This window comes from Sulfitobacter sp. G5_S2_6_S6, assembly GCF_054968505.1.
The window spans coordinates 30,040-53,666 of record NZ_JBQKUI010000015.1; the positions used below are offsets into that span (position 1 = coordinate 30,040).

Consider the following 23,627-nt stretch of genomic DNA (forward strand, 5'->3'; position numbering starts at 1 on the left):
TCTCAGGACCGCCGTGGAAAAATCTCAAGCCCCTATACTAATCACTGACAGCTTGGGTGCAAGGCGCGAACGGGCGATTGGGGCGGCAGCGGTGGCAAACGCTCCCTTAAAACCACAGCAAAGCAGTCCCGGCACCGTTCGTGCGACAGATTGCGGCGGTCGCGCGCCAATTTTTGCTTTGCAAGCCGCGAAAAGCTGCTTATGCAAACGGCATGATCAACCGTTCGACATCCTCTTTGCGACGACGCCAAGGCTAATTGGCGACACCGGCCCCTGACACGGGGGGCACGGCATTGATCTTTTGCGACATAAATTGCGTCGCACCCCTTCAAATCTTATTGACCCTCTCCGTCACACATGGCCTTTTGTGCCTTTGATGCGGCCAACCCATAAGGATGATCCTGATGATCCCATCTGTTCTGCCGACCTATTCACGCGCCCCCCTGAGCTTTGTCAAAGGCGAAGGGTCCTGGTTGATTGAACAAGACGGCCGCCGATTTCTGGATCTGGGCGCAGGCATTGCGGTGAACGCGCTTGGCCATGCGCACCCCGCGCTGGTGGCGGCGCTGACCGAACAGGCAGGGCAGCTTTGGCATACCTCGAACCTCTACGAGATCCCCCAGCAACAGGAACTGGCCGACCGGCTGGTCGCGCTCAGCTTTGCCGATACGGTGTTCTTCACCAACTCCGGCACCGAGGCATGCGAACTGGCGGTCAAGATGGCGCGCAAGTATTTCTACGACAAGGGCCAGCCCGACCGGACCGAGATCATCACCTTCTCGGGTTCGTTCCACGGGCGGTCATCTGCCGGGATCGCGGCGGCAGGGTCCGAGAAAATGACCAAAGGCTTCGGCCCGCTGCTCCCCGGTTTCAAACATATCGAATTTGGCGATATGGAGGCGCTTGGCGCGGCGATCACCGATACCACAGCCGCCATCATGATCGAACCGGTGCAGGGCGAAGGCGGCATCCGTCCCGTGCCGGATGCTGACCTCAAACAGATGCGCGCGCTGTGCGAAACACACGGGCTGCTGCTGATCTTTGACGAGGTGCAATGCGGCGTGGGCCGCACCGGCAAGATGTTCGCCCATGAATGGGCCGGCGTCACCCCCGACATCATGATGGTCGCCAAAGGCATCGGCGGCGGTTTCCCCCTGGGCGCCGTGCTGGCTACAGAAAACGCGGCCTCTGGCATGACGGCGGGCACCCACGGGTCGACCTATGGCGGCAACCCGCTGGGCTGTGCCGTGGGCAATGCTGTGGTCAATATCATCGGCACAGACGCCTTTCTTGACGATGTGAACCGCAAGGCCGGCCTGATGCGCCAAAAGCTTGAGGGATTGGTCGCCAGCCACCCCGACGTGTTCGAAAGCGTGCGCGGCAGCGGGCTGATGCTGGGGCTGAAATGCAAAGCCACCAACAGCGATGTCGTCTCTGCGGGTTACCGTCACGAGGTTATCACAGTACCGGCGGCGGATAACGTAATCCGCCTGCTGCCCCCTCTCAATATCACCGATGAAGACATCGCCGAGGCCGTCTCCCGCCTTGATCAAGCCGCCAGCAGCCTTGCTGCGAGCTGACCTTCATTTTGCCCTATAAACTCCGGGGGGCCGGGGGGCTGGCCCCCCAACTCCCTAAAATTAAAAGAATACCCCATGAAACATTTTCTCGACATTCACCAAACCGATCCGGCTGACCTGCGCAGCATCATCGACAATGCCGCCACGATGAAATCGTCCCGTCTGGGCCGCCCCCGTGGTGCGCCGGATGATGAACAGCCGCTCAAGGATCACATGGTCGCGCTGATCTTTGAAAAGCCCTCGACACGGACGCGGGTCAGCTTTGACGTGGGCGTACGCCAGATGGGCGGGCAGACGATGGTGCTGTCTGGCGCAGATATGCAGCTCGGCCACGGAGAGACCATCGCCGACACGGCACGGGTGCTCAGCCGCTATGTCGATCTGATCATGATCCGCACCTTCGAAGAGGCAACCCTGCTGGAAATGGCGGAATATGCCTCTGTCCCGGTGATCAACGGGCTGACCAACCGCACCCACCCCTGCCAGATCATGGCCGATATCATGACCTTTGAAGAGCACAGCGGCCCGATCAAGGGCAAAAAGGTGGTCTGGTCCGGTGACGGTAACAACGTCTTCGCCAGCTTCGCCCATGCGGCCAAGGCGTTTGATTTCGAACTTGTGTTTACCGGCCCGCAGACACTGGACCCCGAGGCCGCGCTGAATGGCCTGTACACAACCGAGCGTGACCCAAACAAAGCGGTAGAGGGCGCGGATCTGGTCGTGACAGACACATGGGTGTCGATGCATGATCCGCAATCGGCGCGCGAACGTCGGCACAACCAGCTGCGCGGCTATCAGGTGAATGACGCGCTGATGGCCAAGGCAAAACCCGACGCGCTGTTTATGCACTGTTTGCCCGCGCACCGCGACGACGAGGTGACAAGCTCTGTTATGGACGGCCCAAGCTCGGTCATTTTTGACGAGGCTGAAAACCGGCTGCACGCGCAAAAGTCGGTCATGCGCTGGTGCTTGGGGAAATGAGCGACCGGCGGCCCATCGTTGTCGCGGGTGCGGGGGCGATCGGCTGCTTTGTGGGTGGCATGCTTGCCGCCCACGGTCGCGATGTCACGCTGTTGGTCCGCCCCCGCGTGGCAGAACAGATCCGCAAGCATGGTTTGCGGCTGACGGGTTTTGACGGGCTCGACCAGCAGGTGCCTGCCGCAAGCCTGACCCTGTCTCAGGACCCTGCCTGTCTTGCCGAGGCGGGGATCGTGCTGGTCACGGTCAAGACCGACGACACCTCCGACATCGCGCGGCTGGTGGCGCAGCACACGCCGGCGCTGTCGACCATTGTCAGCCTGCAAAACGGCCTCGACGCGGCCGAGATCCTGCGCGAGGCCTTGCCGCTGCATGATGTACGCGGGGGCATGGTGCCTTTCAATGTCGTCCCCCATGGCGACGGGCGGTATCACCGCGCGACCAGCGGGGATATTTTCGTCGAAACGGGCCGGATGCCACTGGCGGGCTATCTGTCGGTGCCGGGATTGCAGGTAACGGGGACGGGGGCGATCATCGGCGTTCAATGGGGCAAGCTGTTGCTGAACCTGAACAATGCGCTGAACGCCCTGTCAGGGCTGACCTTGCAGCAACAACTGCTTGACCGGCGCTGGCGGCGCGTGATGGCCGCCCAGATGGCCGAGGCGCTTGCCGTGCTGAAGGCTCATGGCATCCACCCTGCATCCTCTACGCCATTGCCCGCACAGCTGATCCCTTGGGTGCTGCGCCTGCCGACGCCGCTGTTCACGCGTGTCGCGGCCAAGATGCTGACGATTGACCCGATGGCGCGGACGTCGATGTCCTATGACCTGGAAGCGGGTAAACCGACCGAGATCGACGCGCTTCAGGGGCGGATCATCGCGATGGGGGCGCAGGAAGGCGTCGCCACGCCGCTTTGTCAGCGGGTCTCTGATCTGGTGAAAGAGGCGCAGGCGCGCGGTCCGGGGTTGCCCGATATGGACCCCTCGGACCTGCGCTAGGCGGCAAGGCCATGCGCCTCAGCGCTTAGTTGACCAGCGCGTTCAGCCCCAGAAAGATCATCGCTGACATGGTTGCTGCCGCAGGGACGGTGATGACCCAGGCCGCGACGATGGTCATGAAGTGCGACCGGCGCACGAGTTTTCGGCGGCGGCGTTCCTCTACAGCGATGCGTTTGACCTGACCGGCTTTGGCACCGGGGCGACGCAGGCGGCGCTCCATATGCCATTCGCGGTAGAAGCCAACGCCAAAAACGCCCCCTACAGCGATATGGGTAGAGCTCACGGGCAGGCCCAGCCACGAGGCGATGATCACGGTGATCGCCGCAGAGAGGGCGACGCAATAGGCGCGCATCGGGTTCAGCTTGGTGATCTGGCTGCCCACCATGCGGATCAGTTTCGGCCCGAAAAGGAACAGCCCGAAGGAAATGCCGAAGGCCCCGATCACCATCACCCACATAGGGATAGAGACTTTGGCCTCGAACCCGCCGAACTCCGAGGCGTGGACGATCGCGGCAAGGGGCCCAACCGCGTTGGCGACATCGTTGGCCCCATGGGCAAAGCTGAGCAGCGCTGCGGAAAAGACCAGCGGCAGGCCGAACAACACTTTGACGGATTTGTTACGGTTCTCCATCCCGACCGACGCGCGGCGGATGACGGGGTAGGAAATGGCATAGGCCAGAACGCCACAGGCCAAACCGATCAGCAGGGCCGAGCCCATGTTGATCTCGACGATCTTTTTAAGTCCCTTGAGCGCCAGATAGGTGGCAAAGACACCGGACATGACGCCAATCAGGATCGGCACCCAGCGACGCGAAGCTGCGATCTTGTCGTCTTGGTAGAGGATTTGCGACTTGATCAGCGCAAGGAACATCGCTGCGACAGCGCCGCCCAAGACGGGCGAGATGATCCAGCTGAGGGCGATCATGCTCATCGAAGGCCAATTCACTGCCGCCATCCCCGCAGCCGCGATGCCGGCCCCCATGACGCCGCCCACGACCGAGTGTGTGGTCGATACCGGCGCGCCCACCCATGTGGCCAGATTGACCCATAGTGCCGACGAGATCAGCGCGGCCATCATCGCCCAGATGAACACTTGGGAATCTGCGACCGACGCGGGGTCGATGATCCCTTTCGAGATGGTCGATACCACGTCGCCACCAGCCAGAAGAGCACCGGCACTTTCGCAAATGGCAGCGATGATGATCGCACCGCCCATGCTCAGCGCCTTGGCCCCGACGGCGGGGCCCATATTGTTGGCAACGTCATTGGCCCCGATGTTCACCGCCATATAGGCCCCGAAGGCTGCGGCAGCGATCACCACATAGTTGGAAGGCTGCGCGCCAAAGAACAGACCAGCGACCAGCGCGGCCAATACGATGAAGGCAAGGGCAATGCCAAATCCGACCATAGGCCGCGCCACATAGGTCGCGGCCTGTTCCACCCGCGAGATGCGGTTCAGGTCAGAATCCAGTGTTTTCCACTGTTGGCCTTTGGGTCCGTCGGTCATTGCTGCCTCATTTTCTAAAACCATGCGCTCGTGGCACAGTGAAAACGGTTTCGCAAGGCCGCACGGGAGGCTATCGGGGCGTGGCGACTAGAGGTTCAGAAGGATTTCGCGCAAATCAGGCTCTGCCACCAGTTCGGCGGCTTCCTTCGGGGGCATCCAGCGGCGGGTGCGCATGTCAACCTCGGGGTATTCATCCTCGATGTGACGGACGCGGGTCAGGTAGACCTGTGCGATGACCGGCGTGGTCATCCCTTCGGACAGGCCCTTGTCATAGTCATAATACCCGATCGGCTCGCTTTCGATATCGGCCTTGGACACGCCTGCCTCTTCCCATGCTTCGCGCAGGGCGGCACCGGCACCGTCCAGCCCGTCAATCGGCCAGCCTTTTGGCACGATCCACCGGCCGGTGTCACGGCTGGTGATCATCAGGACTTCTTTACCTTCGGGGGTTTCACGGTAGCACAATGCGGCGACCTGAATACGTTTGGGGCGGCGCCAGATGGGGAGGATCATCCCCTCCCACGCGCGTTTGAGTTCATGTATCATAATTAAAACGTTAACCTGTAACTTCGTTGTTCTTGCTTTTATCCGGTCATCGTAGCTGAAAAAGAGACGAGAATCAATTTCACCCCCGCAAACCCTTGTGCAGCGGCGGTGTGCATCCCACTGTTTGATGGACCTTATAGGAGATTTAGCGCGATGGCCGCAGATTTAAAGACCGCAGATATTGGCGTTTATGGTCTGGGGACGATGGGCAGTGCACTGGCGCTTAATCTGGCCGAGCAGGGGTTCCGTGTGGCGGTCAGCAACCGCGAAGCCGATTGGATCGCGCCCTTTCTGGAGGAGGCCGGACCGCTGGCGGGTCACCTCTCGGGCCACGCGACGCTTGAGGATTTTGTCGACAGTATCGCGCAGCCGCGCAGCATCTTGTTCATGATCCCGTCGGGCGCACCGATGGATGCGATGATCGACGCCGTGATGCCGCTGCTGGATGAGGGCGACACCATCATTGATGGCGGCAACGCCGATTTCCACGACACCCGACGCCGCGCCGCCGCCTTTGACGGTACGGGGCGGCATTTCGTCGGCATGGGCGTGTCGGGCGGTGAAGAGGGTGCGCGCCACGGCCCGTCGATGATGGTGGGTGGTACCGATCACAGCTGGACCCAGCTGCGCCCCATGCTCAGCGCGATTGCGGCCAAGTTTCAGGGTGCACCTTGCGTCGATCATCTGGGGCCGGACGGGGCGGGGCATTTCGTCAAGACCGTGCACAACGGGATCGAATATGCCGACATGCAGATGATCGCTGAAGTCTACGGGCTGTTGCGCGACGCCGGTGGGCAAACGGCACCGCAGATCGGGGCGCTGTTTGAAAGCTGGCAGAAAGGGCCGCTCAGCTCTTACCTGATCGAGGTGTCTGCCGCCGCGCTGCAAACCGTGGATGCCGAGAGCGGGGCGCCAATGGTGGATTTGATCCTTGATAAGGCGGGTCAGAAAGGCACGGGCCGCTGGACCCTGATCGAGGCGCTGAAGCTTGGCCAGTCGGCCAGCTCGATCGAGGCGGCCGTCGGCGCCCGTGGCTGGTCCAGCGAGAAAGCCTTGCGGGTCGCGGCGGCGCCGCTCTTGCCGGATGCGGTGACCGGCGGCACGCTGCCAACCGAGGAAGAGATGAAATCGGCCCTGCTGGCCGCGCGGATTCTGGGTCACGCGCAGGGGTTCCGCGTGTTGTCTGCCGCCTCTGACGAATTTGGCTGGCAGCTGGATATGGCCCGCATTGCAGAGATCTGGCGCGCGGGCTGTATCATCCGGTCAGCCTTGCTGGACGATCTGGCCGATGCGTTCCACGCAGGATTGCCCGAGGGGGCCTTGATCCTCGCCCCGGCCATCCGCGATATGCTGGGCGATCACCTTGCTGGCCTGCGCAAGACCGTCGCCGCCGGGGTGAGCCTGGGTGTGCCCATGCCCGCGCTGAGCGCGTCACTGGCGTGGTATGACAGCATCCGAACCGCACGCGGGTCCGCGAATTTGATCCAGGCGCAGCGCGACTTTTTCGGCGCGCATGGGTTTGAACGCGGCGATATCGCGGGGGCGCACCACGGGACGTGGAACGCGATCCGGCGCGACTAGGGCGTTGGTTTAGCCACGGCGCAGGGACGATTGCGCGAAAGGATCTGTCTCGTAGGTGACATGCGACAGATACAGACCCTGCGGCGGGGCGACGGGGCCGCAGGCTTGACGGTCCCGCGCGGCGAGCATCTGTTTCACATCGTCGGGCGCGAATGATCCGGCCCCGACGCGTTCAAGCGTGCCCACGATGCTGCGCACCTGATTGTGCAGAAACGACCGCGCGCGCACGTCGAACTGCACCTCGACACCGCCGCCGACGGGATGCTCTGTCATATCCACGCGGTCCAGCGTTTTGACCGGCGTTTGCGCCTGACAGATGGTCGAGCGGAAGGTGGTGAAATCATGCTCGCCGATCAGATGGGTCGCGGCCTCGCGCATGCGGTCGATGTCCAGCGGCTTCTTGACCTGCCAGACCAGCCCCGCCTGATGTGTCGCCGGAGGGCGACGTACCAGCACACGAAACAGATACCGGCGTTCGAGCGCGGAAAAGCGGGCGTGAAAATCATCATCCACCGCGACGCAATCGACGATCGCAATGGGCAGTGGTTTCAGATGATAGTTGATTGCCTCGGACAGGCGGAACGGGGTCCAGTCACGTTCCATATCGCAATGGGCGACCTGCGCCAGCGCGTGGACACCGGCGTCGGTGCGCCCTGCGGCGGCGATGTTATGGGCGCGCGGTTCGATCTTGGCCAAAGCGTCCTCTATCGCGCCTTGGACCGACGCAAGGTCGATCTGGCGTTGCCAGCCGACAAAAGGTGCGCCGTGGTATTCGATTTTCAGGGCATAGCGTTGCATGGCGGGCGTTTACCCTGAGGGTGCCCATCTGGCAATCCCTGACCCGCGTGCCTATGTTAGAGCGTAACGACAGGTGAAGGCGGGCACGGGCTTTGGTACTCTCAAGAATTGCCGATGGCATTTGGCGGCAGGTGGAAAATGTGCAGGACGGGGTGTCCGAGACGTTTTTCGAGCCTGTGATCCGTCTGGGCGTGACCGGTTTGGCGCGCTCCGGCAAGACCGTCTTTATCACCTCGCTTGTGGCGAACCTGCTGGACCGCGGGCGGATGCCGGGGCTGCTTGCTGCTTCCGAAGCGCGGATCGAGGCGGCGTTCTTGCAGCCGCAGCCCGACGATACTGTGCCGCGGTTCGAATATGAAAACCACCTTGCTGCGCTGACGGGGCCCACGCCGCATTGGCCCGACAGCACCCGCGCCATATCGGAACTGCGCCTGTCCTTGCGGGTGCGGCCAAACGGCTTGCTTGCGGGGTTTCAGGGGCCGCGCACGGTGCATCTGGATATCGTGGATTACCCCGGCGAATGGCTGCTTGATCTGGCGTTGATGGATGTGGATTATGCCACGTGGTCGGCGCAGGTGCTGGCGCGGATCGCCAACCGCGAAGAGGCCGCGGGCTACCGCGCGCAGGTGGAGGCGACCGACCCCGAGGCGGCGTTGGACGAACCCGTGGCCCAAGCGCTGGCCGCCAGCTTTGCCGAGTATCTGCAAACGGCACGTGCGAATGGCTATTCCGACTGCACACCGGGGCGGTTCCTGCTGCCCGGTGATCTGGCCGGATCGCCGGTGCTGACCTTTGCGCCCCTGCCGGGCGGCGAGGGGCCGCGCGGGTCACTGCTACGCGAGATGGCGCGGCGGTTCGAGGCGTATAAGCGGCAGGTGGTCAAACCGTTCTTTCGCGATCACTTTGCGCGGATCGACCGGCAGGTCGTGCTGGTGGATGCGCTTGGCGCGATCAATCAGGGCCCCCGCGCGGTCGAGGATCTGCGCGCTGCCATGAGCGATATCCTTGGCAGCTTCAAACCCGGACGCAACGGATTTCTGACGCAGCTTTTGCGTGGCAAACGGGTCGAGAAAATCCTCTTTGCCGCGACCAAGGCCGACCATTTGCACCACAGTCAGCACGCCAGCCTCACCGCGATTATGGAGGCGCTGACACGGGATGCCCGCGACCGCGCGCGCTTTGCGGGGGCTCAGACATCGGCTATGTCATTGGCGTCTTTGCGTGCTACCACCGAAGCCACAATGACGCACAACGGCGAAACCCTAGAGGTCGTGCGCGGCAGCCTGCTGGATACCGGCAAAGAGGCCGCGTTCTATCCCGGTGAACTACCCAAAGACCCGGCCCATCTTCTAAGCCCGGCGCGGGCGGGGGCGGAAAAATGGCTGGATCAGGATTATCAGATCATGCGTTTTGCGCCTGCTCGGCTGAACCTGCGCCCCGGTGACGGGCCGCCGCATATCCGTCTGGACCGCGCGGCGGAATTCCTGATCGGGGATCGTCTGTGACCGGTGACGATGTGACCATCGCACCCGCGCGGGTGCTGGATGCCGGTCGCCTGTCAGAGGTGATGGCCTGTGCCAATGCAGATCACGATTGGCTGCCTCAGGCCCACAGCCGCGCAGAAGAGATCGGCACCCTGGGTGACATGATCGACGTGGGCTGGGTGCAGGTGGCGCGGACCGAGGGGCATGTTGTGGGCTTTCTGGCACGGCGTGCGGCCGAGATTCACGGGCTGTATCTGCACCCCAAAGCCCAAGGCAAAGGCATCGCGCAGCGTTTGCTGAACGGGGCCAAGGCGCAAAGCGATCGGCTCGCGCTGTGGAGTTTCGAGGCGAACCTGCGTGCGTCTCGGTTCTACCGTGCCGCGGGCTTTATCGAGGTGGCGCGCAGCGACGGGGCAGGCAATGATTTCGGGCTGCCCGATGTGCGGTTTGAGTGGATGAAAGGGGCGGCGTGATGGCCAAGGGTCCGGTGCTATTTGATCTTGAAGAAGACACAACCGCGCGGCCTTCGGTATCGGATGCGCCGCCGGTGCCCGACGTAGGTGCGCCCGCGCCGCAAGGGCAGGCGATGCAGATCGCGGCACGGCTGGCCGCGCGCAAGCCGTCAAAGCTGGTGCGCCTGTTCTGGTGGCTGCTGACCACGCTCATTGGCGCGCTGGTGTCCATTGCCGCGTGGAACTTTATCATGGTGCTGCTGGCGAGCTATCCGCTGTTGGGAATGGCGATGACCGTGCTTATTGGTGCGGTGCTGCTGGTACTGGTGTTGCTCTGTCTGCGCGAATTGGCGGCGTTTAGCCGTTTGGCGCGGCTTGACGGCTTGCATCACGATGTGGGCGAGGCGCTGGCGCAGAATGATCTGACTGCGGCGCGGGCTGTGACGGACCGGCTGGTCGGCCTGTATCAGGGCCGCGAGGATACCCGTTGGGGTCGCGACCGTCTGGCAGAGCTGCGCGGTGATCAGTTGGATGCGCAGACCTTGCTGGCCCTGACCGAGGCAGAGCTGTTGGGCCCTCTCGACATCGCCGCCAGCCGCGAGGTCGAGGCGGCGGCCCGTCAGGTCGCGACGGTGACGGCGCTGGTGCCCTTGGCGCTGGCCGATGTGGTCGCGGCGATGACCAGCAACCTGCGCATGATCCGCCGCGTGGCCGAGATCTACGGCGGGCGCTCGGGCTTCTTTGGGTCGTGGCGTCTGACGCGGGTGGTGCTGTCGCATCTGGTGGCGACAGGGGCCGTGGCAGTGGGCGACGACATGCTGGAGCCGATCCTTGGCGGAACGATGCTGGCGAAACTGTCGCGCCGCTTTGGCGAAGGGCTGGTGAACGGTGCGTTGACTGCCCGCGTTGGCGTCGCCGCGATGGAGGTTTGTCGCCCCATGCCGTTCTCGGAAACACGCCGCCCCAAGGTGCGCAGCATCATCAAACGCGCGCTGTCCGGGCTGTTTTCCAAGGGCAGCTAGATGCCGCGGCGAGGGGGCTTGTCGGTCGATCTGCTGCGGCCTATAAGGCTGCATATGACCCGGAACTCCGCGATCATTATTCGAATTATTTTCCCGGCGCTCTGATTGACGAGACGCCGGGCAGAGGTGCTTGAGTTTTTCGCACCGCATCTGAACATTCACCATTCCGAAATACCGTTGCCAAAGGACGCCCGCCATGTGCGCCGACACCCCCGAAACGCTTGACTATAAATCCACGCTGAACCTGCCAAAAACCGATTTCCCGATGCGCGCGGGCCTGCCCAAACGCGAACCCGAATGGCTGGAGCGGTGGGAAAAGATCGGCGTCTATGACCGCCTGCGCGAAAAGCAGGGGCGCAAGCCCTTTACGCTGCACGACGGCCCGCCCTATGCGAATGGCAACCTGCATATCGGCCACGCGCTGAACAAGACGATCAAGGATATGATCGTGCGGTCGCACCAGATGATGGGCTTTGACGCGCGCTATATCCCCGGGTGGGATTGCCACGGTCTGCCCATCGAATGGAAGATCGAAGAGCAGTACCGCCAGAAGGGCCGCGACAAGGACGATGTGCCGATCAACGATTTCCGCGCCGAATGCCGCAAGTTCGCCGCGGGCTGGGTCGATGTGCAGCGCGAGGAATTCAAACGTCTGGGCATCACCGGCAACTGGGCTGATCCTTATCTGACGATGGATTTCCACGCGGAACGTGTGATCGCCGAAGAATTCATGAAGTTCCTGATGAACGGCACGCTCTATCAAGGCTCCAAACCCGTGATGTGGTCGCCGGTTGAAAAGACCGCGCTGGCCGAGGCCGAGGTGGAATACCACGACAAGGAAAGCTTTACGATCTGGGTGAAGTTCAAGGTTGTTGGCACGGATGACGCCACCCTCGACGGCGCTCACGTCGTGATCTGGACCACGACGCCCTGGACCATGCCGTCCAACAAGGCCGTCGTCTACGGCGAAGATATCTCTTACGGTCTGTACGAAGTCACCGGCCGCCCCGAGGAATCCTGGGTCACCATCGGTGATCGCTATCTGCTGTCGGACAGCATGGCGATGGATGTGTTCGGGCGTGCGCGTCTGGATGACACGATGGTGCGCCGTTTGCGGGATGTGACGCAGGACGAGCTGGCAAAGATCAAGCTGCAGCACCCGCTGGCGGGGGCCGAAGGCAGCAATGGCGAATGGGACGATCTGCGCGACTTCCGCGCCGCTGATTTCGTGACCGACACCGAAGGCACGGGTTTTGTCCATTGTGCGCCGTCGCATGGTCTTGAGGAATATGAACTCTACCGCGGTCTGGGGATGCTGGATCAGGTGATCACCTATAACGTGGTCGAAGACGGGTCTTTCCGCGCCGATCTGCCGTTCTTTGGCGGCAAGAAGATCCTCAAACCCAACGGCAAGGAAGGTGACGCCAACACGGCCGTGATCAACAAGCTGGTCGAGGTCGGCGGGCTGCTGGCGCGCGGCAAGATCAAGCACAGCTATCCGCATTCCTGGCGCTCCAAGGCACCGGTCATCTACCGCAACACGCCGCAGTGGTTCGCCGCGATCGACCGGCCCGTTGGCGACGGGCAGGACACATTCGGCAAGACCATCCGTGAACGCGCCCTGACCGAGATCGACAACGTCAACTGGGTGCCCAAAAAGGGCCGCAACCGTCTGCACTCGATGATGGAGGCACGCCCCGACTGGGTGCTGTCACGTCAACGGGCCTGGGGTGTGCCGCTGACCTGCTTTACCAAGAATGGCGCGCTGCCAACAGATGAAGACTTCTTGCTGCGTAACCCAGAGGTCAACCAGCGCATCGTCGAGGCGTTCGAGGCTGACGGTGCGGATGTCTGGTACGAAGATGGCGCGAAAGAGCGGTTCCTTGGCGGCATCGTGAACCCCGACGACTATACCCAAGTATTCGACATTCTGGACGTGTGGTTCGATTCTGGCTCGACCCACGCCTTCGTTCTGCGCGACCGCGAGGATGGCTCGGAAGACGGTATCGCGGATGTCTATATGGAAGGCACGGACCAGCACCGCGGTTGGTTCCATTCGTCGCTGCTGCAATCCGTGGGCACCACGGGCCGCGCGCCTTACCGTAACGTCGTGACGCATGGGTTCACGCTGGATGAGAAGGGCATGAAGATGTCCAAATCCATCGGCAACACCATCGTTCCCGAAAAGGTCGTGCAGCAATACGGCGCGGATATCCTGCGTCTGTGGGTGGCGCAGACCGATTATACTGCGGATCAGCGGATCGGGCCGGAAATCCTGAAAGGCACCGCCGACAGCTACCGCCGTCTGCGCAACACCATGCGCTATATGCTGGGCGCGCTGTCGGACTTTACCGATGCCGACCGGACCGAACCCGCGGAGATGCCAGAGCTTGAACGCTGGGTGCTGCACCGTGTGGCAGAGTTGGATCAGATCGTGCGCGAAGGCTATGCGCGCTACGACTTCCAAGGCGTGTTCCAGGCGGTGTTCACCTTTGCCACAGTTGATCTGTCCGCGTTCTATTTCGACGTGCGTAAGGATGCGCTGTATTGCGACGGCGACACGCTGCGCCGCCGTGCTGCGCGCACGGTGCTGGATATCCTGTTCCACCGTCTGACGACATGGCTGGCCCCTGTGCTGGTGTTCACCATGGAGGAAGTCTGGCTTGAACGGTTCCCCGGCGACGAAAGCTCGGTTCACCTGACGGATATCCCTGAAACGCCCAAGGCGTGGCTGGATGCTGATCTGGCGGCGAAATGGGCCAAGGTGCGTGCCGCGCGGCGGGTTGTGACCTCGGCTTTGGAAGTGCAGCGGGTCGAGAAGGTCATCGGGGCCTCTCTTGAGGCCGCACCTATGGTGTTTGTTGCCGATGACGCTCAGCGGGCGGCGCTTGAAAGCGTTGCGTTCGAAGACGTTTGCATCACCTCGCAGATCGCCATCACCGGCGATGACGCCCCGGCAGAGGCGTTCCGTATGCCAGAGACCGACGGCGTTGCCGTGGTGTTCGAGAAAGCTTCGGGCGAGAAATGCGCACGCTGCTGGAAAGTACTGCCGGATGTCGGCACCCATGATCACGCGGGCGTTTGTGCCCGGTGTGACGAGGCTGTGTCCTAAGATGACGCCGCGCCGCTTGATCCGGAAACTCGGGTGAAGCGGCGCAGCATTCCCACGCGCTTTGGCACCTTGGTCGTGACCGAGGATGCGGGCGCGATTACCCACCTGCATTGGGGGCAGGATACCCTACACCAAGACAAAAGCGCGCTGCTGGATGAGGCCGAGGCGCAGCTGCGTGCCTATGATGCGGGGCGGCTGACACAGTTCACTTTGCCACTGCGCATTGGCGGAAGTGCCACGTTGCAAGCGGTCTGCGCCGAGATGTCGGCGATCCCCTTTGGCGATACTGTGACCTACGGTGACATCGCGACCAAACTGGCGATCCCGGCGCAAGTGGTGGGGCAGGCCTGCGGGCAGAACCCTGTACCTGTCATCGTGCCGTGCCACCGTGTGATGGGGGCCAAGGGGTTGACCGGATACTCGGGTGCTGGCGGGGTAGAGACCAAGGTCGCCCTGCTACGCCACGAAGGGGCGGCAGGGTTGCTGATCTAGTTTAGAGGTTTCGTGCCGCTGCTTTGGCCCTGCGCGCCTCTATCAGGCCTCGCGGTCGTAAAGATACTGCTGCGCGACACCGGCAAACATCAGATAGACGCTGGTGATGATCAGGCCCCAATGGGCCCAGCTTTGCGGGTGAAAATCGACCCACGCGGCCCAGCCGGCAAAGAACGTCCAGCCCAATGCCATGGGCAGGGTGACCATGCGCCAACGCTCTGTCCGGACGGGGTGCACGAATTTCAGCGGGGCGAACATGGTAATGGCCAAGACCGTGACAAGCACCAGCGACACCCACCATGGCGGCGACAGGGCAAAGAGCACCAGCACCAGCATGTTCCAGCATCCGGGGAAGCCCCAGAACGAGTTGTCCTTGGTCTTCATGCGTGTGTCGCAGAAATACATGGCGCTGGCGAAGGTGACGATGATGATCATGACCCAACCGCTCCACCCGTCCATGAGGCCGGAATGGAATAGCGCGAAGGCCGGAATAAACACATAGGTGAGATAATCGATGATCAGATCAAGCAGCACGCCGTCGAATTCGGGCGCATTGGTCTTTACGTCGTATTTACGCGCCAGCGGCCCGTCGATCCCGTCGACAAAGAAGGCGACAACCAGCCAGAAAAACATCATATCCCAGCGTTCGTCGGCGGCAGCAAGCATGGCCAGCATGGCGAAAATCGCACCCGTCGCAGTGAACAGATGGACAAGAAGGGCGCGGGAATGAATATTCATATGCGACAGATGACAAATCTTTTCGACGGATGCAAAAGGAAAAGCGTGTGTTGCCGCGCAGGCTTGGGTTGACCCCGCTCGCGATTCCGCCTAAAGCCAGCAAACCAATTTCAGGGTTTGCCGTAGCGCGGCCCATATGGGTATTGCACCGGATCGCCGGAAATGCCCCGCAGCAAAAGGATAGACCCATGTCGCGCGTTTGCGAATTGACCGGAAAAGGCCCGATGACGGGCAACAACGTAAGCCACGCCAAGAACCGTACACGTCGTCGGTTCTTGCCAAACCTGAACGATGTCACCCTGCAGTCCGAAGCACTGGGCCGCGGTTTCAAGTTCCGCATCTCGGCAGCTGCTTTGCGCACTGTTGACCACCGCGGTGGCTTGGACAAGTTCATGGCGAAGGCAAAGGACACTGAACTGTCCGTCAACGCGTTGAAAGTTAAGAAAGCAATTGCAAAGTCCAGCGCCACAGCCGAAGCGCTGTCGTAAGACTTTCCAATCGTTACGATGTTGTAGCCCTGGCCCTTGGCCGGGGCTGCGTCGTTTTGGACTGGTGCTTTTTCAAGCGCTTCGTCTAGGGTGCGGTCCATGACCCTGCGTTCCCTTTCAGCTTTGGTTCTGGCGTTGATGCTGGCCCTCACGGGTCAAAGCATGGCGGTCGCGCGTGGGGCCTCTGCGGCGACGGGGCAGATGGTGCTGTGCACCGGTGCGGGCCCTGTGGCGATTTATGTGGATGCGCAGGGCAAGCCGACCTCGGCCCCGCATATCTGCCCCGATTCGGCGCTTAACGTTGCAATGGCAGGCGCGGTGGTTCTGGCGGCCGCACCGATGCGGATCGTGACCTTTGTCGCGCCGGCGGTGCATGTCCTGACAGCCGATGTGCCGCGACGTAAAACGCGCCACGACCCAAGGGCCCCGCCTGTCGCTGTCTGAGCCACACCCTTCACAGACATTTTGAATATGACGACAGGATATATCAATGACACCTGCTTTGCTGACCCGCGCTGTCTGCGCATTGTTTCTCTTTTCCGCCCCTCTCGCTGCCGAAGGCATCATGGTGGATGACGCCTACATCCGCAGCTCGACTGCGAAATCCACCTCCGGTGCGGCGTTTATGGTGGTGATGAACCACTCTGGCGTGGATGACCGTTTGATCGGGGCGTCCTCCGACGTGGCCGACAAGGTCGAATTGCATTCCCACACCTCTGACGACAATGGCGTCATGCGGATGGGCGAGATCGAAGGCGGCGTGGCCATTGCGGCGGATGACATGCACGCCTTCAAACGCGGCGGCGATCACCTGATGTTCATGGGCCTGAAAGGCCCGCTGGAGCAGGGCGCGATGGTGCCCGTCACACTTGAGTTCGAAAAGGCCGGTGCGGTCGAGATCGAGGTAATGGTCGATCAGGACCGCAAGCCGAACCACGGCAAGATGAAGCATGACCACGGTGATATGGATCACACCGGTCACGAGATGCCAAAAGACTGAGCCCTTTCGCCCCCATGAATGCTAGCGGCCCGATCTGTGTTAAAACGCGGGCCGCTGCTGGGGTGGGGTGCGCAAGAGTTGCTCCACCCAATCTGTGACCACACGTGTCGCCGGACCGGTGCGGTGTTCGGCGAACTGGTTCCCCACGGCCGAACGTTCGAGGTTCAGTTCTACCGTATGGGCCCCGTTGCGCCGCGCCTCTGCCACGAAACCGGCGGCGGGGTAGACGTTGCCAGAGGTACCGATGGCTGCAAAGATATCGGCCTCGGCCAGATGGTCAAAAATCTCGTCCATGTCATAGGGCATTTCGCCGAACCAAACGATGTCGGGCCGCGCGGCTGGGGCATTGCAGGCGGGGCAGGCATCACCGACGGCCATGACCATAGGTGCGGGCCAACGGTGGTCGCAGGCAGCGCAGAGCGCTGAATTCAGCGCGCCGTGCATATGGATCACCCGCGCGCCGCCCTGTTCGTGCAGATCATCGACATTCTGCGTCACAATCACTACCTGTCCGGCAAAATTCGCCTGCAGTCTGGCCAGCGCTTGATGCGCCGCGTTCGGTGATACCTCTGCCGCCTGTTTGCGGCGACCGTTATAGAAATCGACGACCAGTTGCGGGTCGCGGGCAAAGCCTTCGGGAGTGGCGACGTCCTCGACCCGGTGCTGCGCCCAAAGCCCGTCTTCGGCGCGGAAGGTATCAATGCCGCTTTCCGCAGAAATGCCCGCGCCGGTCAGAATGACGATTTTGCTCATGTCAGCCCCTTTGTTTTACGCGCCAAGTGAACCAGCCGCGCAGCTTTTGCGCAAGCGGTCAGCCCTCTAACGCCTCGAAGCTGGAAGAAAGCCACGGCAACTGCGCCACCGTCGGGGCGATCATGTGGGACCGAAGCAGTTGCCGCATCGTGTCGGCAATATTCTGCGGCACCGGCCCCGTCCAGTCTGACCCCGCAAACAGCGAGATCTGTCGCGTTAATCCGGGCGTGGGGAGCGGGTGTACCGCTAGCTGCCGGTGAAACCGCTCTGCGCGGCAATAGCCGAAGGGCGTCGTGATGGCCCAGCCGATGCCCCGTGCCACCATCGCCATCAGGGCGAGATGGCTGCCGATCTCGAATTGCGAAGGCAGGGTGATATTGCTGCGCGTCAGGTGGTTGGTGATCTGGTCGGCGATCAACTGGTCCGCCGCGTACTTAACGAAGGGCAGGGCGGAACGCCCCGTCATCAGCGCGGCGCTGTCGCCGTCAAAGCTTGCCGGGGTGACGATAACAAAGGGATCGCGGGCCAGCGGAATCTCGATCAGCCCGCTTTTGGCATCCCCACTGGTGGCCGCAATGGCGATATGAAGCGATTTGTCCTGCACCGACTGGATCAGCCCCTTGCTGCCGTCGGTCACCATGCGAAAGCGACAGCCCGCCATACTGTCGGCCAGTAGGGTCGCCAGACGCGGGGTGACATCGTTGTCAAAGTCGTCGATCACGCCAAGGCTCAGGTCGCTGAGATTGGCAAGATCCATGACCGTCAGCTCGGATTGCGCGAGCCGGATATGGGTCAGCGCCGCGCCACTGTGCCGCAGAAAGCTTTCGCCCGCCGCGGTCAGACGCATGGGGCGTGTGCTATGGTCGATCAGGGCGGTGCCCATGGCGGCCTCTAGGTTGCTGATCTGCTGGCTCACGGCGGGTTGGCTTAACCCTGTCAGCGCGGCAGCCTGTGCGACCGATCCACGGCTGGCCAAAGCCTCGAACACCTCTATACCGCGCAGGGTGATACCCTTTTTGATCATGGTGCTAGACCCCTTGGTTCTTTCCAATTTTGTGAAGCATGCCCGATAAATTGGCAAGCTTGTCGCGGATCATGCGCCCATAGTTTCACAAAAGTGAAATGAGCCCTGGGGTGGGGTGGCGGTACTTGAAGCTTGGCCGCGCGCGGCGCACCATAAGGGAAATCACGCACCGGAGGCCTCATGAAAATCGCAACCGCCGCATACCCGCTGGATGTCCTGACCAGCTGGGCGCAATATGAAGACAAGCTTGCAGGCTGGGTCGCAACGGCGGCCGCGAGCGGGGCAGAGCTGTTGGTTTTTCCAGAATATGGCGCGATGGAGTTGGCGACGCTCGCCGGCCTTGACGTGGCGGGCAATCTTGAGGCGTCGCTCTTTGCAGTCTCTGACCGGTTGGCGGATGCGGATGCGGCGCATCTAAAACTGGCGGCGGAATATGGCGTGCATATCGTTGCGGCATCGGGGCCCGCGGTGACGCCTGCCGCTGCCCGTCCGGTGAACCGCGCACGTCTGATCACCCCTTCAGGTCAAGTCGGGGTGCAGGACAAGCAGATCATGACCCGATTCGAACGCGAGGTCTGGGGCGTGGTCGGCGGGGAGCGTCTGCGCATCTTCGAGACCACATTGGGCAAGATCAGCATCCTCATCTGCTATGATAGCGAGTTTCCCCTGCTGGGCCGTGCACTTGCCGATTGTGACATCATCGCCGTGCCGAGCGTGACCGAGGCGCTGGCGGGCTACTGGCGTGTCCGTATCGGATCCATGGCGCGGGCGCTGGAAAATCAATGCGTTACGGCCATGTCATCCTGCATCGGCCCTGCGGATTGGTCAGAGGCGCTTGGCACATCTTACGGGGCGGGCGGCATCTTTTGCCCGCCGGATGTGGGCTTTCCATCCACCGGAGTCCTTGCCGCCGCAGAGATCAACGTGCCCGGCTGGACCTTCGCTGAGGTCGACATCGCCCAGATCAGCCGCGTGCGTGCAGACGGGGTGGTTTTGAACCGAAACCACTGGGAGGATCAGTTCGGGCGTGACGCAACGGCCATAAACGTGCCTTTGATGTGAATACCCCTTGAAAAAAGGGAAAATTGCGCCCATTTAAGCCTGCGTCCTGAAATTGCAGGGCAAAGTGTTCAAGGAGAGACCATGGCCAAGGAAGACACGCTCGAATTCCCCGGTATCGTGAAAGAACTTCTGCCGAACGCGACGTTCCGGGTCGAGCTTGAAAACGGCCATGAGATCATCGCACATACGGCAGGAAAGATGCGCAAGAACCGCATCCGTGTTCTGGCTGGCGATAAGGTACAGGTGGAAATGACCCCCTATGATCTGAGCAAAGGCCGGATCAATTACCGCTTTAAATAATACGCTTTTCCGAGAATCACCTAGTGGTTTTCGGGCAGCGATCTAGGATCGCATATGAGTTTTATCCTCGGATCAGGAAGTCCGCGCCGCAAGGAATTGCTGGCGCAAATCGGCGTTGTGCCTGACGATATTCGCGCGCCCGATATCGACGAAACCCCCCATACCGCCGAACTGCCGCGCCCCTATTGTGCGCGTATGGCCCGTGAAAAAGCCGCCGCGGTGCAGGCGGGGTCCGATGATATCGTGCTGTGTGCCGATACCACCGTCGCAGTGGGGCGGCGAATCCTGGGCAAGCCTGCGGATGAAGCAGAGACGATCCGTTTCCTGCGCCTCATGTCGGGGCGTCGCCACAAGGTTATCACGGCCGTCGCGGTCAAGCGCGGCGACAAGCTGTGGCAGCGCGATGTGGTCAGCACCGTCCGCATGAAACGACTGTCAGACGCCGAGATCACGGCCTATCTGGCAACCGGTGACTGGCAGGGCAAAGCCGGCGGCTATGGTATTCAGGGGCCGGCCGGCGCCCTTATCCCGTGGATCAGCGGATCATTCACCGGCATTGTCGGCCTGCCACTGGCCGAAACCGCAAACCTGCTGCGTGCTGCAGGATATGTTTTCGCAGGAGAGACCTCATGAAGGGCCGTACGATCGTTCTGGACCATTTTGGCGACATCGAAGCCGCCGCGCTTATCGTGGACGGCAAGCTGGATGACCTTCTGATCGACAGCGACGGCCCGCGCCCCGGCACGATCTACCGCGCCATCGCGGATCGTCCGGTCAAGGGGCAGGGGGGGATGTTTTTGAAAACGCCCGACGGCTCTGCGTTTCTGCGCCAGATCAAGGGGCTCGCACCGGGGCAACCCATTCTTGTGCAGGTGTCCGGCTATGCTGAACCCGGCAAGGCCGTTCCCGTCACCCAGAAGCTGCTGTTCAAAAGCCGCTATGCCATCGTGACGCCGGGCGCACCCGGCACCAATATCTCGCGCAGTATCCGCGACGAGGAAGAACGCGACCGGCTGCTCGAAATCGCGCACGAAGCGTCCGACGGGGCCGCACATGGCCTGATTCTCCGGTCCTCTTGCGCTGGCGCGGATGCCGATGACATCGCCGATGATATCGACGCGATGCTGGCGCTGGCGGACAAGGTATTGGACGACCCATCCACCGACATGGAGGTTCTGTCCGAAGGTGATGGTCCGCATATTCTGGCTTGGCGCGACTGGGTCGAGCCCGCCAACGTCGTGACCGACCCCGGTGGTTTTGAAACCCATGGCGTGTTGGACACTGTCGACAGCCTCTCGCAGCCGCGCGTCGCGCTTGACGGCGGTGCCTTTATGTTTGTGGAACCTACCCGTGCGTTGGTGGCCGTTGATGTGAACACCGGTGCGGACGTGTCCCTTGCTGCGGGGATCAAAGCGAATATGGCCTGTGCCCGCGCCTTGCCCCGTGCCCTGCGCCTGCGCGGGTTGGGCGGGCAGATCACGCTTGACCTTGCGCCCATGCCCAAAAAAGATCGCCGCCCGTTCGAGACCGCGTTGCGCCAGGCCTTCCGCGCCGACGACGTGGAAACGACACTGGTCGGCTGGACCCCGCTGGGCCACTACGAACTGCAACGCAAACGCGCCCGTATGCCTTTGGCCGAGGTGCTGAAGTGACCTGCCCGATCTGCGACCGTGAAACCTCTCCAAAGTATCGCCCCTTCTGTTCGGGGCGCTGCGCTGACGTGGATCTGGCCAAGTGGCTGAACGGCAGCTACGCGACCCCCAGCCGCGACCCCGAGGATATCGAGGCCGCAATCGAAGCCACCGAGGCCGCTTTGAACGCGCCCGACAAGCCGCATTAGAATTTTCCGAAAAAACCTTTGCCAAACATAGCAAAACCCTCTGGACACCCCCGCCGCAAACTCCTAGAAACCGCACACCCGACCACTACGGTGGTCTCCGGTGCCCGGGTAGCTCAGGGGTAGAGCAGTGGATTGAAAATCCTCGTGTCGGTGGTTCGATTCCGCCCCTGGGCACCAACTTTTATCATAACCTGCTGATATCCCTCTGTTTCTTTGAGAAACTGCGCGGGCGTAGGACATGGTGTATGACAATTTGGTGCCTTTCTCGTTCACAAAGAACGGCATCTTCTATTTCGAGAGACGTGTCCCAACGGACCTCTTGAGGCATTACGACACACGAAAAATTTCATATTCTTTGAGAACGAGGTCTGCGCAGGTCGCTACAGCTCGGGCTAGGCGGGCGGCTGATCAACTCGACGAATACTGGTACTACCTCCGTTGCAAGGATGCGGAGCTGCCCGGCAAGCACCGCTTGCGGATGACCTCGAGTTCCGCCCAGGCAGCGCCAGAGGTGGCGATAGGCGACGCTGTGCTTCTCTCTGAGGCCGTGTCTATCTATCTTAAACAAAAGGGTCATGGGCGTCCTGTGACCTTTCACAGGGCTGCGGAGCGTTCCTGTGGGTACGTGATCGACGTCGCGGGAGATAAAGACCTTCGAGGCTATACGAAGAAGGACGCCAATGCCTTCCGGGATGCGCTGATCAAGCGCGGGCTGTCGGGGAGCAGTATCACCCGCATCTTCGGCACCGTCCGTTCCGTCACTAACTTCGCAGCAAGCGAGGCAGGGGTGTCGTTCAACAACCCTTTCAGCGGGGTATACTTCGACCGTCAGGCTGGGGTGCAAGAGCGTGAGCCGCTAGTGGGAGAAGTAATCGACACTGTGCAGGCGGAGTGCGTTTCACTGGATGACGATCTACGTTGGCTTGTGGCGTTGGTTTCCGACACAGGTATGCGCTTAGCTGAAGCGACAGGGCTAGCTTTGACCGATCTGGTAGTGGAAGGTGACTGTAAGAAAGTCATCATCCGAGAGCACCCCTGGAGACGCCTCAAAACGGCTGGTAGCTCCCGGGAAATTCCCCTTGTCGGTAAGGCGCTATGGGCGGCTCAGCGTATCCACTTTCACGCAGCGGGCCAAGTTCACGCCTTCCCAAGGTACAACAGAGGCCAGCTAACGAATGCTAACTCAGCCAGCGCCGCATTAAATAAGTGGTTGAAGCCGATGGTCCCGACTGGGTGTACCATGCATAGTTTCCGCCACTCACTAAGAGACCGTCTCCGCGCCGTTGAGTGTCCTTCAGACATCGTAGATCAGCTCGGGGGGTGGCAAACTGATGGCGTTGGGCATGCCTACGGAAGGGGTTACCCCCTTGAGGTTCTCGCGAAATGGATGCGGAAATTGGTGTGAGGGGCAGTGTGGGTCGTTATGACTTAGCCGCCCCTCGTGTGCCTGTTTGTTGGCGCTTATGCGATTGGACCGGATGTGGTCCCTGCTAGCTGAGTGCCAGGCACGTCGTATATTAATTTGTCCAAGATAACCTCAACGCACAGGCTGGGCTGCAACACCCGTGTAGCTGTATCGTAAAGCTCGGTCTGGATCAGTTGGTCCAATGGTTGGGCGTATCGCCTGTCTTCGCTCTCGCCGTGCTCAGCAATCGTCTTGGCTCTGAGTTCCTCCAAGGCATTCTTGGCGGCTTCGAACAGAGTGTCGAGGTTTTGCACCTCGTAATCCAGCGTGATGCTGACGTTCTTAACGGTATCGGTCAACAGGTTGCTCCTTCATAAGGCGAGCAAGGTTGGTACGGACGCACCATGTCCTACGCCCGCGCAGTTTCTCAAAGAAACAGAGGGATATCAGCAGGTTATAATAAAAGT

25 protein-coding genes and 1 tRNA gene are annotated in these 23,627 nt (G+C 61.4%); 19 read left to right on the plus strand and 7 right to left on the minus strand.

Going from position 1 to position 23,627, the window contains the following annotated elements:
* The first annotated feature begins 404 nt into the window (after positions 1–404).
* The 3 genes from ACTRWK_RS16875 to ACTRWK_RS16885 all read left to right on the plus strand — a co-directional run bounded on the left by ACTRWK_RS16875 (position 405) and on the right by ACTRWK_RS16885 (position 3,556).
* Positions 405–1,580: an aspartate aminotransferase family protein gene (locus ACTRWK_RS16875; protein ID WP_005851703.1), complete on the plus strand. Its 1,176-nt coding sequence runs from the start codon at positions 405–407 to the stop codon at positions 1,578–1,580.
* Positions 1,581–1,655: 75 nt separating this feature from the next.
* On the plus strand, positions 1,656–2,561 hold the full coding sequence (gene argF, locus ACTRWK_RS16880; protein ID WP_009826142.1) for an ornithine carbamoyltransferase: 906 nt from the start codon (positions 1,656–1,658) through the stop codon (positions 2,559–2,561).
* Complete coding sequence (locus ACTRWK_RS16885; RefSeq protein ID WP_289081404.1) at positions 2,558–3,556, plus strand: 2-dehydropantoate 2-reductase; 999 nt, start codon at positions 2,558–2,560, stop codon at positions 3,554–3,556. Before argF ends, ACTRWK_RS16885 begins: the two co-directional genes overlap by 4 nt.
* A gap of 25 nt (positions 3,557–3,581) precedes the next feature.
* On the opposite strand, the gene ACTRWK_RS16890 is transcribed toward ACTRWK_RS16885, so the two are convergent.
* Both ACTRWK_RS16890 and ACTRWK_RS16895 read right to left on the minus strand, forming a co-directional pair.
* Positions 3,582–5,063 carry an inorganic phosphate transporter gene (locus ACTRWK_RS16890; protein WP_037943363.1) on the minus strand — a complete coding sequence of 494 codons (1,482 nt, stop codon included), beginning with the start codon at positions 5,061–5,063 and terminating at the stop codon, positions 3,582–3,584.
* An 87-nt stretch (positions 5,064–5,150) separates the two neighbouring features.
* Positions 5,151–5,609: an NUDIX hydrolase gene (locus ACTRWK_RS16895; RefSeq protein ID WP_005851707.1), complete on the minus strand. Its 459-nt coding sequence runs from the start codon at positions 5,607–5,609 to the stop codon at positions 5,151–5,153.
* Positions 5,610–5,762: 153 nt separating this feature from the next.
* Here ACTRWK_RS16895 and gndA point away from each other — a divergent pair, with 153 nt between their 5' ends.
* The gene (gene gndA / locus ACTRWK_RS16900) at positions 5,763–7,190 is read left to right on the plus strand and encodes an NADP-dependent phosphogluconate dehydrogenase (protein ID WP_289081403.1); all 1,428 of its coding nucleotides are present in this window, start codon (positions 5,763–5,765) and stop codon (positions 7,188–7,190) included.
* Between the two features lie 9 nt (positions 7,191–7,199).
* Here the strand turns inward: gndA and truA are convergent, their stop codons facing one another.
* Positions 7,200–7,988 (minus strand): tRNA pseudouridine(38-40) synthase TruA, encoded by a 789-nt coding sequence (gene truA, locus ACTRWK_RS16905; protein WP_005851709.1) that lies wholly within the window; start codon positions 7,986–7,988, stop codon positions 7,200–7,202.
* A 92-nt stretch (positions 7,989–8,080) separates the two neighbouring features.
* On the opposite strand from truA, the gene ACTRWK_RS16910 reads away from it, so the two are divergent.
* From ACTRWK_RS16910 to ACTRWK_RS16930, 5 genes are all read left to right on the plus strand, one after another.
* Positions 8,081–9,493 (plus strand): YcjX family GTP-binding protein, encoded by a 1,413-nt coding sequence (locus ACTRWK_RS16910; RefSeq protein WP_289081402.1) that lies wholly within the window; start codon positions 8,081–8,083, stop codon positions 9,491–9,493.
* Positions 9,490–9,945 (plus strand): GNAT family N-acetyltransferase, encoded by a 456-nt coding sequence (locus tag ACTRWK_RS16915; RefSeq protein WP_005851714.1) that lies wholly within the window; start codon positions 9,490–9,492, stop codon positions 9,943–9,945. The genes ACTRWK_RS16910 and ACTRWK_RS16915 overlap by 4 nt, the downstream gene beginning before the upstream one ends.
* Positions 9,945–10,946 carry a YcjF family protein gene (locus tag ACTRWK_RS16920; RefSeq protein ID WP_289081401.1) on the plus strand — a complete coding sequence of 334 codons (1,002 nt, stop codon included), beginning with the start codon at positions 9,945–9,947 and terminating at the stop codon, positions 10,944–10,946. The genes ACTRWK_RS16915 and ACTRWK_RS16920 overlap by 1 nt, the downstream gene beginning before the upstream one ends.
* Before the next feature lie 196 nt (positions 10,947–11,142).
* Entirely contained in the window at positions 11,143–14,058 is a 2,916-nt protein-coding gene (gene ileS / locus ACTRWK_RS16925; protein ID WP_260004894.1) for an isoleucine--tRNA ligase, read from the plus strand.
* 33 nt (positions 14,059–14,091) lie between these two features.
* Entirely contained in the window at positions 14,092–14,550 is a 459-nt protein-coding gene (locus tag ACTRWK_RS16930) for a methylated-DNA--[protein]-cysteine S-methyltransferase (RefSeq protein ID WP_074635804.1), read from the plus strand.
* 42 nt (positions 14,551–14,592) lie between these two features.
* Here ACTRWK_RS16930 and ACTRWK_RS16935 read toward each other — a convergent pair whose 3' ends face one another.
* Positions 14,593–15,288 (minus strand): CDP-alcohol phosphatidyltransferase family protein, encoded by a 696-nt coding sequence (locus ACTRWK_RS16935; RefSeq protein WP_289081400.1) that lies wholly within the window; start codon positions 15,286–15,288, stop codon positions 14,593–14,595.
* A 188-nt stretch (positions 15,289–15,476) separates the two neighbouring features.
* On the opposite strand from ACTRWK_RS16935, the gene rpmB reads away from it, so the two are divergent.
* From rpmB to ACTRWK_RS16950, 3 genes are all read left to right on the plus strand, one after another.
* Positions 15,477–15,776 (plus strand): 50S ribosomal protein L28, encoded by a 300-nt coding sequence (rpmB, locus tag ACTRWK_RS16940; protein ID WP_005851725.1) that lies wholly within the window; start codon positions 15,477–15,479, stop codon positions 15,774–15,776.
* A gap of 99 nt (positions 15,777–15,875) precedes the next feature.
* The gene (locus tag ACTRWK_RS16945; RefSeq protein WP_037943377.1) at positions 15,876–16,220 is read left to right on the plus strand and encodes a hypothetical protein; all 345 of its coding nucleotides are present in this window, start codon (positions 15,876–15,878) and stop codon (positions 16,218–16,220) included.
* A gap of 46 nt (positions 16,221–16,266) precedes the next feature.
* A complete protein-coding gene (locus tag ACTRWK_RS16950; RefSeq protein ID WP_037943379.1) occupies positions 16,267–16,776 on the plus strand; it encodes a copper chaperone PCu(A)C in 510 nt (169 codons plus the stop codon).
* A gap of 39 nt (positions 16,777–16,815) precedes the next feature.
* Here the strand turns inward: ACTRWK_RS16950 and ACTRWK_RS16955 are convergent, their stop codons facing one another.
* Both ACTRWK_RS16955 and ACTRWK_RS16960 read right to left on the minus strand, forming a co-directional pair.
* Positions 16,816–17,529: an NAD-dependent deacylase gene (locus tag ACTRWK_RS16955; protein WP_289081398.1), complete on the minus strand. Its 714-nt coding sequence runs from the start codon at positions 17,527–17,529 to the stop codon at positions 16,816–16,818.
* A gap of 58 nt (positions 17,530–17,587) precedes the next feature.
* A complete protein-coding gene (locus tag ACTRWK_RS16960; RefSeq protein WP_289081397.1) occupies positions 17,588–18,553 on the minus strand; it encodes a LysR family transcriptional regulator in 966 nt (321 codons plus the stop codon).
* 180 nt (positions 18,554–18,733) lie between these two features.
* Here ACTRWK_RS16960 and ACTRWK_RS16965 point away from each other — a divergent pair, with 180 nt between their 5' ends.
* From ACTRWK_RS16965 to ACTRWK_RS16995, 7 genes are all read left to right on the plus strand, one after another.
* A complete protein-coding gene (locus ACTRWK_RS16965) occupies positions 18,734–19,615 on the plus strand; it encodes a carbon-nitrogen hydrolase family protein (RefSeq protein WP_289081396.1) in 882 nt (293 codons plus the stop codon).
* An 81-nt stretch (positions 19,616–19,696) separates the two neighbouring features.
* Positions 19,697–19,915, plus strand: a complete 219-nt coding sequence (gene infA / locus ACTRWK_RS16970) for a translation initiation factor IF-1 (protein ID WP_005851736.1) — start codon at positions 19,697–19,699, stop codon at positions 19,913–19,915.
* 54 nt (positions 19,916–19,969) lie between these two features.
* Positions 19,970–20,548, plus strand: coding sequence for a Maf family protein (locus tag ACTRWK_RS16975; protein WP_132997100.1), 579 nt, complete (start codon positions 19,970–19,972; stop codon positions 20,546–20,548).
* A complete protein-coding gene (locus ACTRWK_RS16980; RefSeq protein WP_037943387.1) occupies positions 20,545–21,567 on the plus strand; it encodes a ribonuclease E/G in 1,023 nt (340 codons plus the stop codon). Before ACTRWK_RS16975 ends, ACTRWK_RS16980 begins: the two co-directional genes overlap by 4 nt.
* Positions 21,564–21,755 (plus strand): DNA gyrase inhibitor YacG, encoded by a 192-nt coding sequence (locus ACTRWK_RS16985; RefSeq protein WP_037943388.1) that lies wholly within the window; start codon positions 21,564–21,566, stop codon positions 21,753–21,755. Before ACTRWK_RS16980 ends, ACTRWK_RS16985 begins: the two co-directional genes overlap by 4 nt.
* A gap of 102 nt (positions 21,756–21,857) precedes the next feature.
* A tRNA-Phe gene (locus ACTRWK_RS16990) sits at positions 21,858–21,932 on the plus strand.
* Between the two features lie 61 nt (positions 21,933–21,993).
* A complete protein-coding gene (locus tag ACTRWK_RS16995; protein ID WP_462844077.1) occupies positions 21,994–23,160 on the plus strand; it encodes a DUF6538 domain-containing protein in 1,167 nt (388 codons plus the stop codon).
* 56 nt (positions 23,161–23,216) lie between these two features.
* Here ACTRWK_RS16995 and ACTRWK_RS17000 read toward each other — a convergent pair whose 3' ends face one another.
* The gene (locus ACTRWK_RS17000; protein WP_462844078.1) at positions 23,217–23,519 is read right to left on the minus strand and encodes a hypothetical protein; all 303 of its coding nucleotides are present in this window, start codon (positions 23,517–23,519) and stop codon (positions 23,217–23,219) included.
* Positions 23,520–23,627: the final 108 nt, after the last annotated feature.

Excerpts from the sequence above, each read along its gene's own strand:
- ACTRWK_RS16995 (WP_462844077.1), top strand. The coding sequence starts at position 21,994 with ATGGTGTATGACAATTTGGTGCCTTTCTCGTTCACAAAGAACGGCATC.
- ACTRWK_RS16950 (WP_037943379.1), top strand. The coding sequence starts at position 16,267 with ATGACACCTGCTTTGCTGACCCGCGCTGTCTGCGCATTGTTTCTCTTT.
- ACTRWK_RS16890 (WP_037943363.1), bottom strand. The coding sequence starts at position 5,063 with ATGACCGACGGACCCAAAGGCCAACAGTGGAAAACACTGGATTCTGAC.
- ACTRWK_RS16885 (WP_289081404.1), top strand. The coding sequence starts at position 2,558 with ATGAGCGACCGGCGGCCCATCGTTGTCGCGGGTGCGGGGGCGATCGGC.
- argF (WP_009826142.1), top strand. The coding sequence starts at position 1,656 with ATGAAACATTTTCTCGACATTCACCAAACCGATCCGGCTGACCTGCGC.
- ACTRWK_RS16980 (WP_037943387.1), top strand. The coding sequence starts at position 20,545 with ATGAAGGGCCGTACGATCGTTCTGGACCATTTTGGCGACATCGAAGCC.
- ACTRWK_RS16920 (WP_289081401.1), top strand. The coding sequence starts at position 9,945 with ATGGCCAAGGGTCCGGTGCTATTTGATCTTGAAGAAGACACAACCGCG.
- ACTRWK_RS16965 (WP_289081396.1), top strand. The coding sequence starts at position 18,734 with ATGAAAATCGCAACCGCCGCATACCCGCTGGATGTCCTGACCAGCTGG.
- rpmB (WP_005851725.1), top strand. The coding sequence starts at position 15,477 with ATGTCGCGCGTTTGCGAATTGACCGGAAAAGGCCCGATGACGGGCAAC.
- ACTRWK_RS16935 (WP_289081400.1), bottom strand. The coding sequence starts at position 15,288 with ATGAATATTCATTCCCGCGCCCTTCTTGTCCATCTGTTCACTGCGACG.
- ileS (WP_260004894.1), top strand. The coding sequence starts at position 11,143 with ATGTGCGCCGACACCCCCGAAACGCTTGACTATAAATCCACGCTGAAC.
- ACTRWK_RS16975 (WP_132997100.1), top strand. The coding sequence starts at position 19,970 with ATGAGTTTTATCCTCGGATCAGGAAGTCCGCGCCGCAAGGAATTGCTG.
- ACTRWK_RS16960 (WP_289081397.1), bottom strand. The coding sequence starts at position 18,553 with ATGATCAAAAAGGGTATCACCCTGCGCGGTATAGAGGTGTTCGAGGCT.
- ACTRWK_RS16955 (WP_289081398.1), bottom strand. The coding sequence starts at position 17,529 with ATGAGCAAAATCGTCATTCTGACCGGCGCGGGCATTTCTGCGGAAAGC.
- ACTRWK_RS16875 (WP_005851703.1), top strand. The coding sequence starts at position 405 with ATGATCCCATCTGTTCTGCCGACCTATTCACGCGCCCCCCTGAGCTTT.
- gndA (WP_289081403.1), top strand. The coding sequence starts at position 5,763 with ATGGCCGCAGATTTAAAGACCGCAGATATTGGCGTTTATGGTCTGGGG.
- truA (WP_005851709.1), bottom strand. The coding sequence starts at position 7,988 with ATGCAACGCTATGCCCTGAAAATCGAATACCACGGCGCACCTTTTGTC.
- ACTRWK_RS16945 (WP_037943377.1), top strand. The coding sequence starts at position 15,876 with ATGACCCTGCGTTCCCTTTCAGCTTTGGTTCTGGCGTTGATGCTGGCC.
- ACTRWK_RS16895 (WP_005851707.1), bottom strand. The coding sequence starts at position 5,609 with ATGATACATGAACTCAAACGCGCGTGGGAGGGGATGATCCTCCCCATC.
- infA (WP_005851736.1), top strand. The coding sequence starts at position 19,697 with ATGGCCAAGGAAGACACGCTCGAATTCCCCGGTATCGTGAAAGAACTT.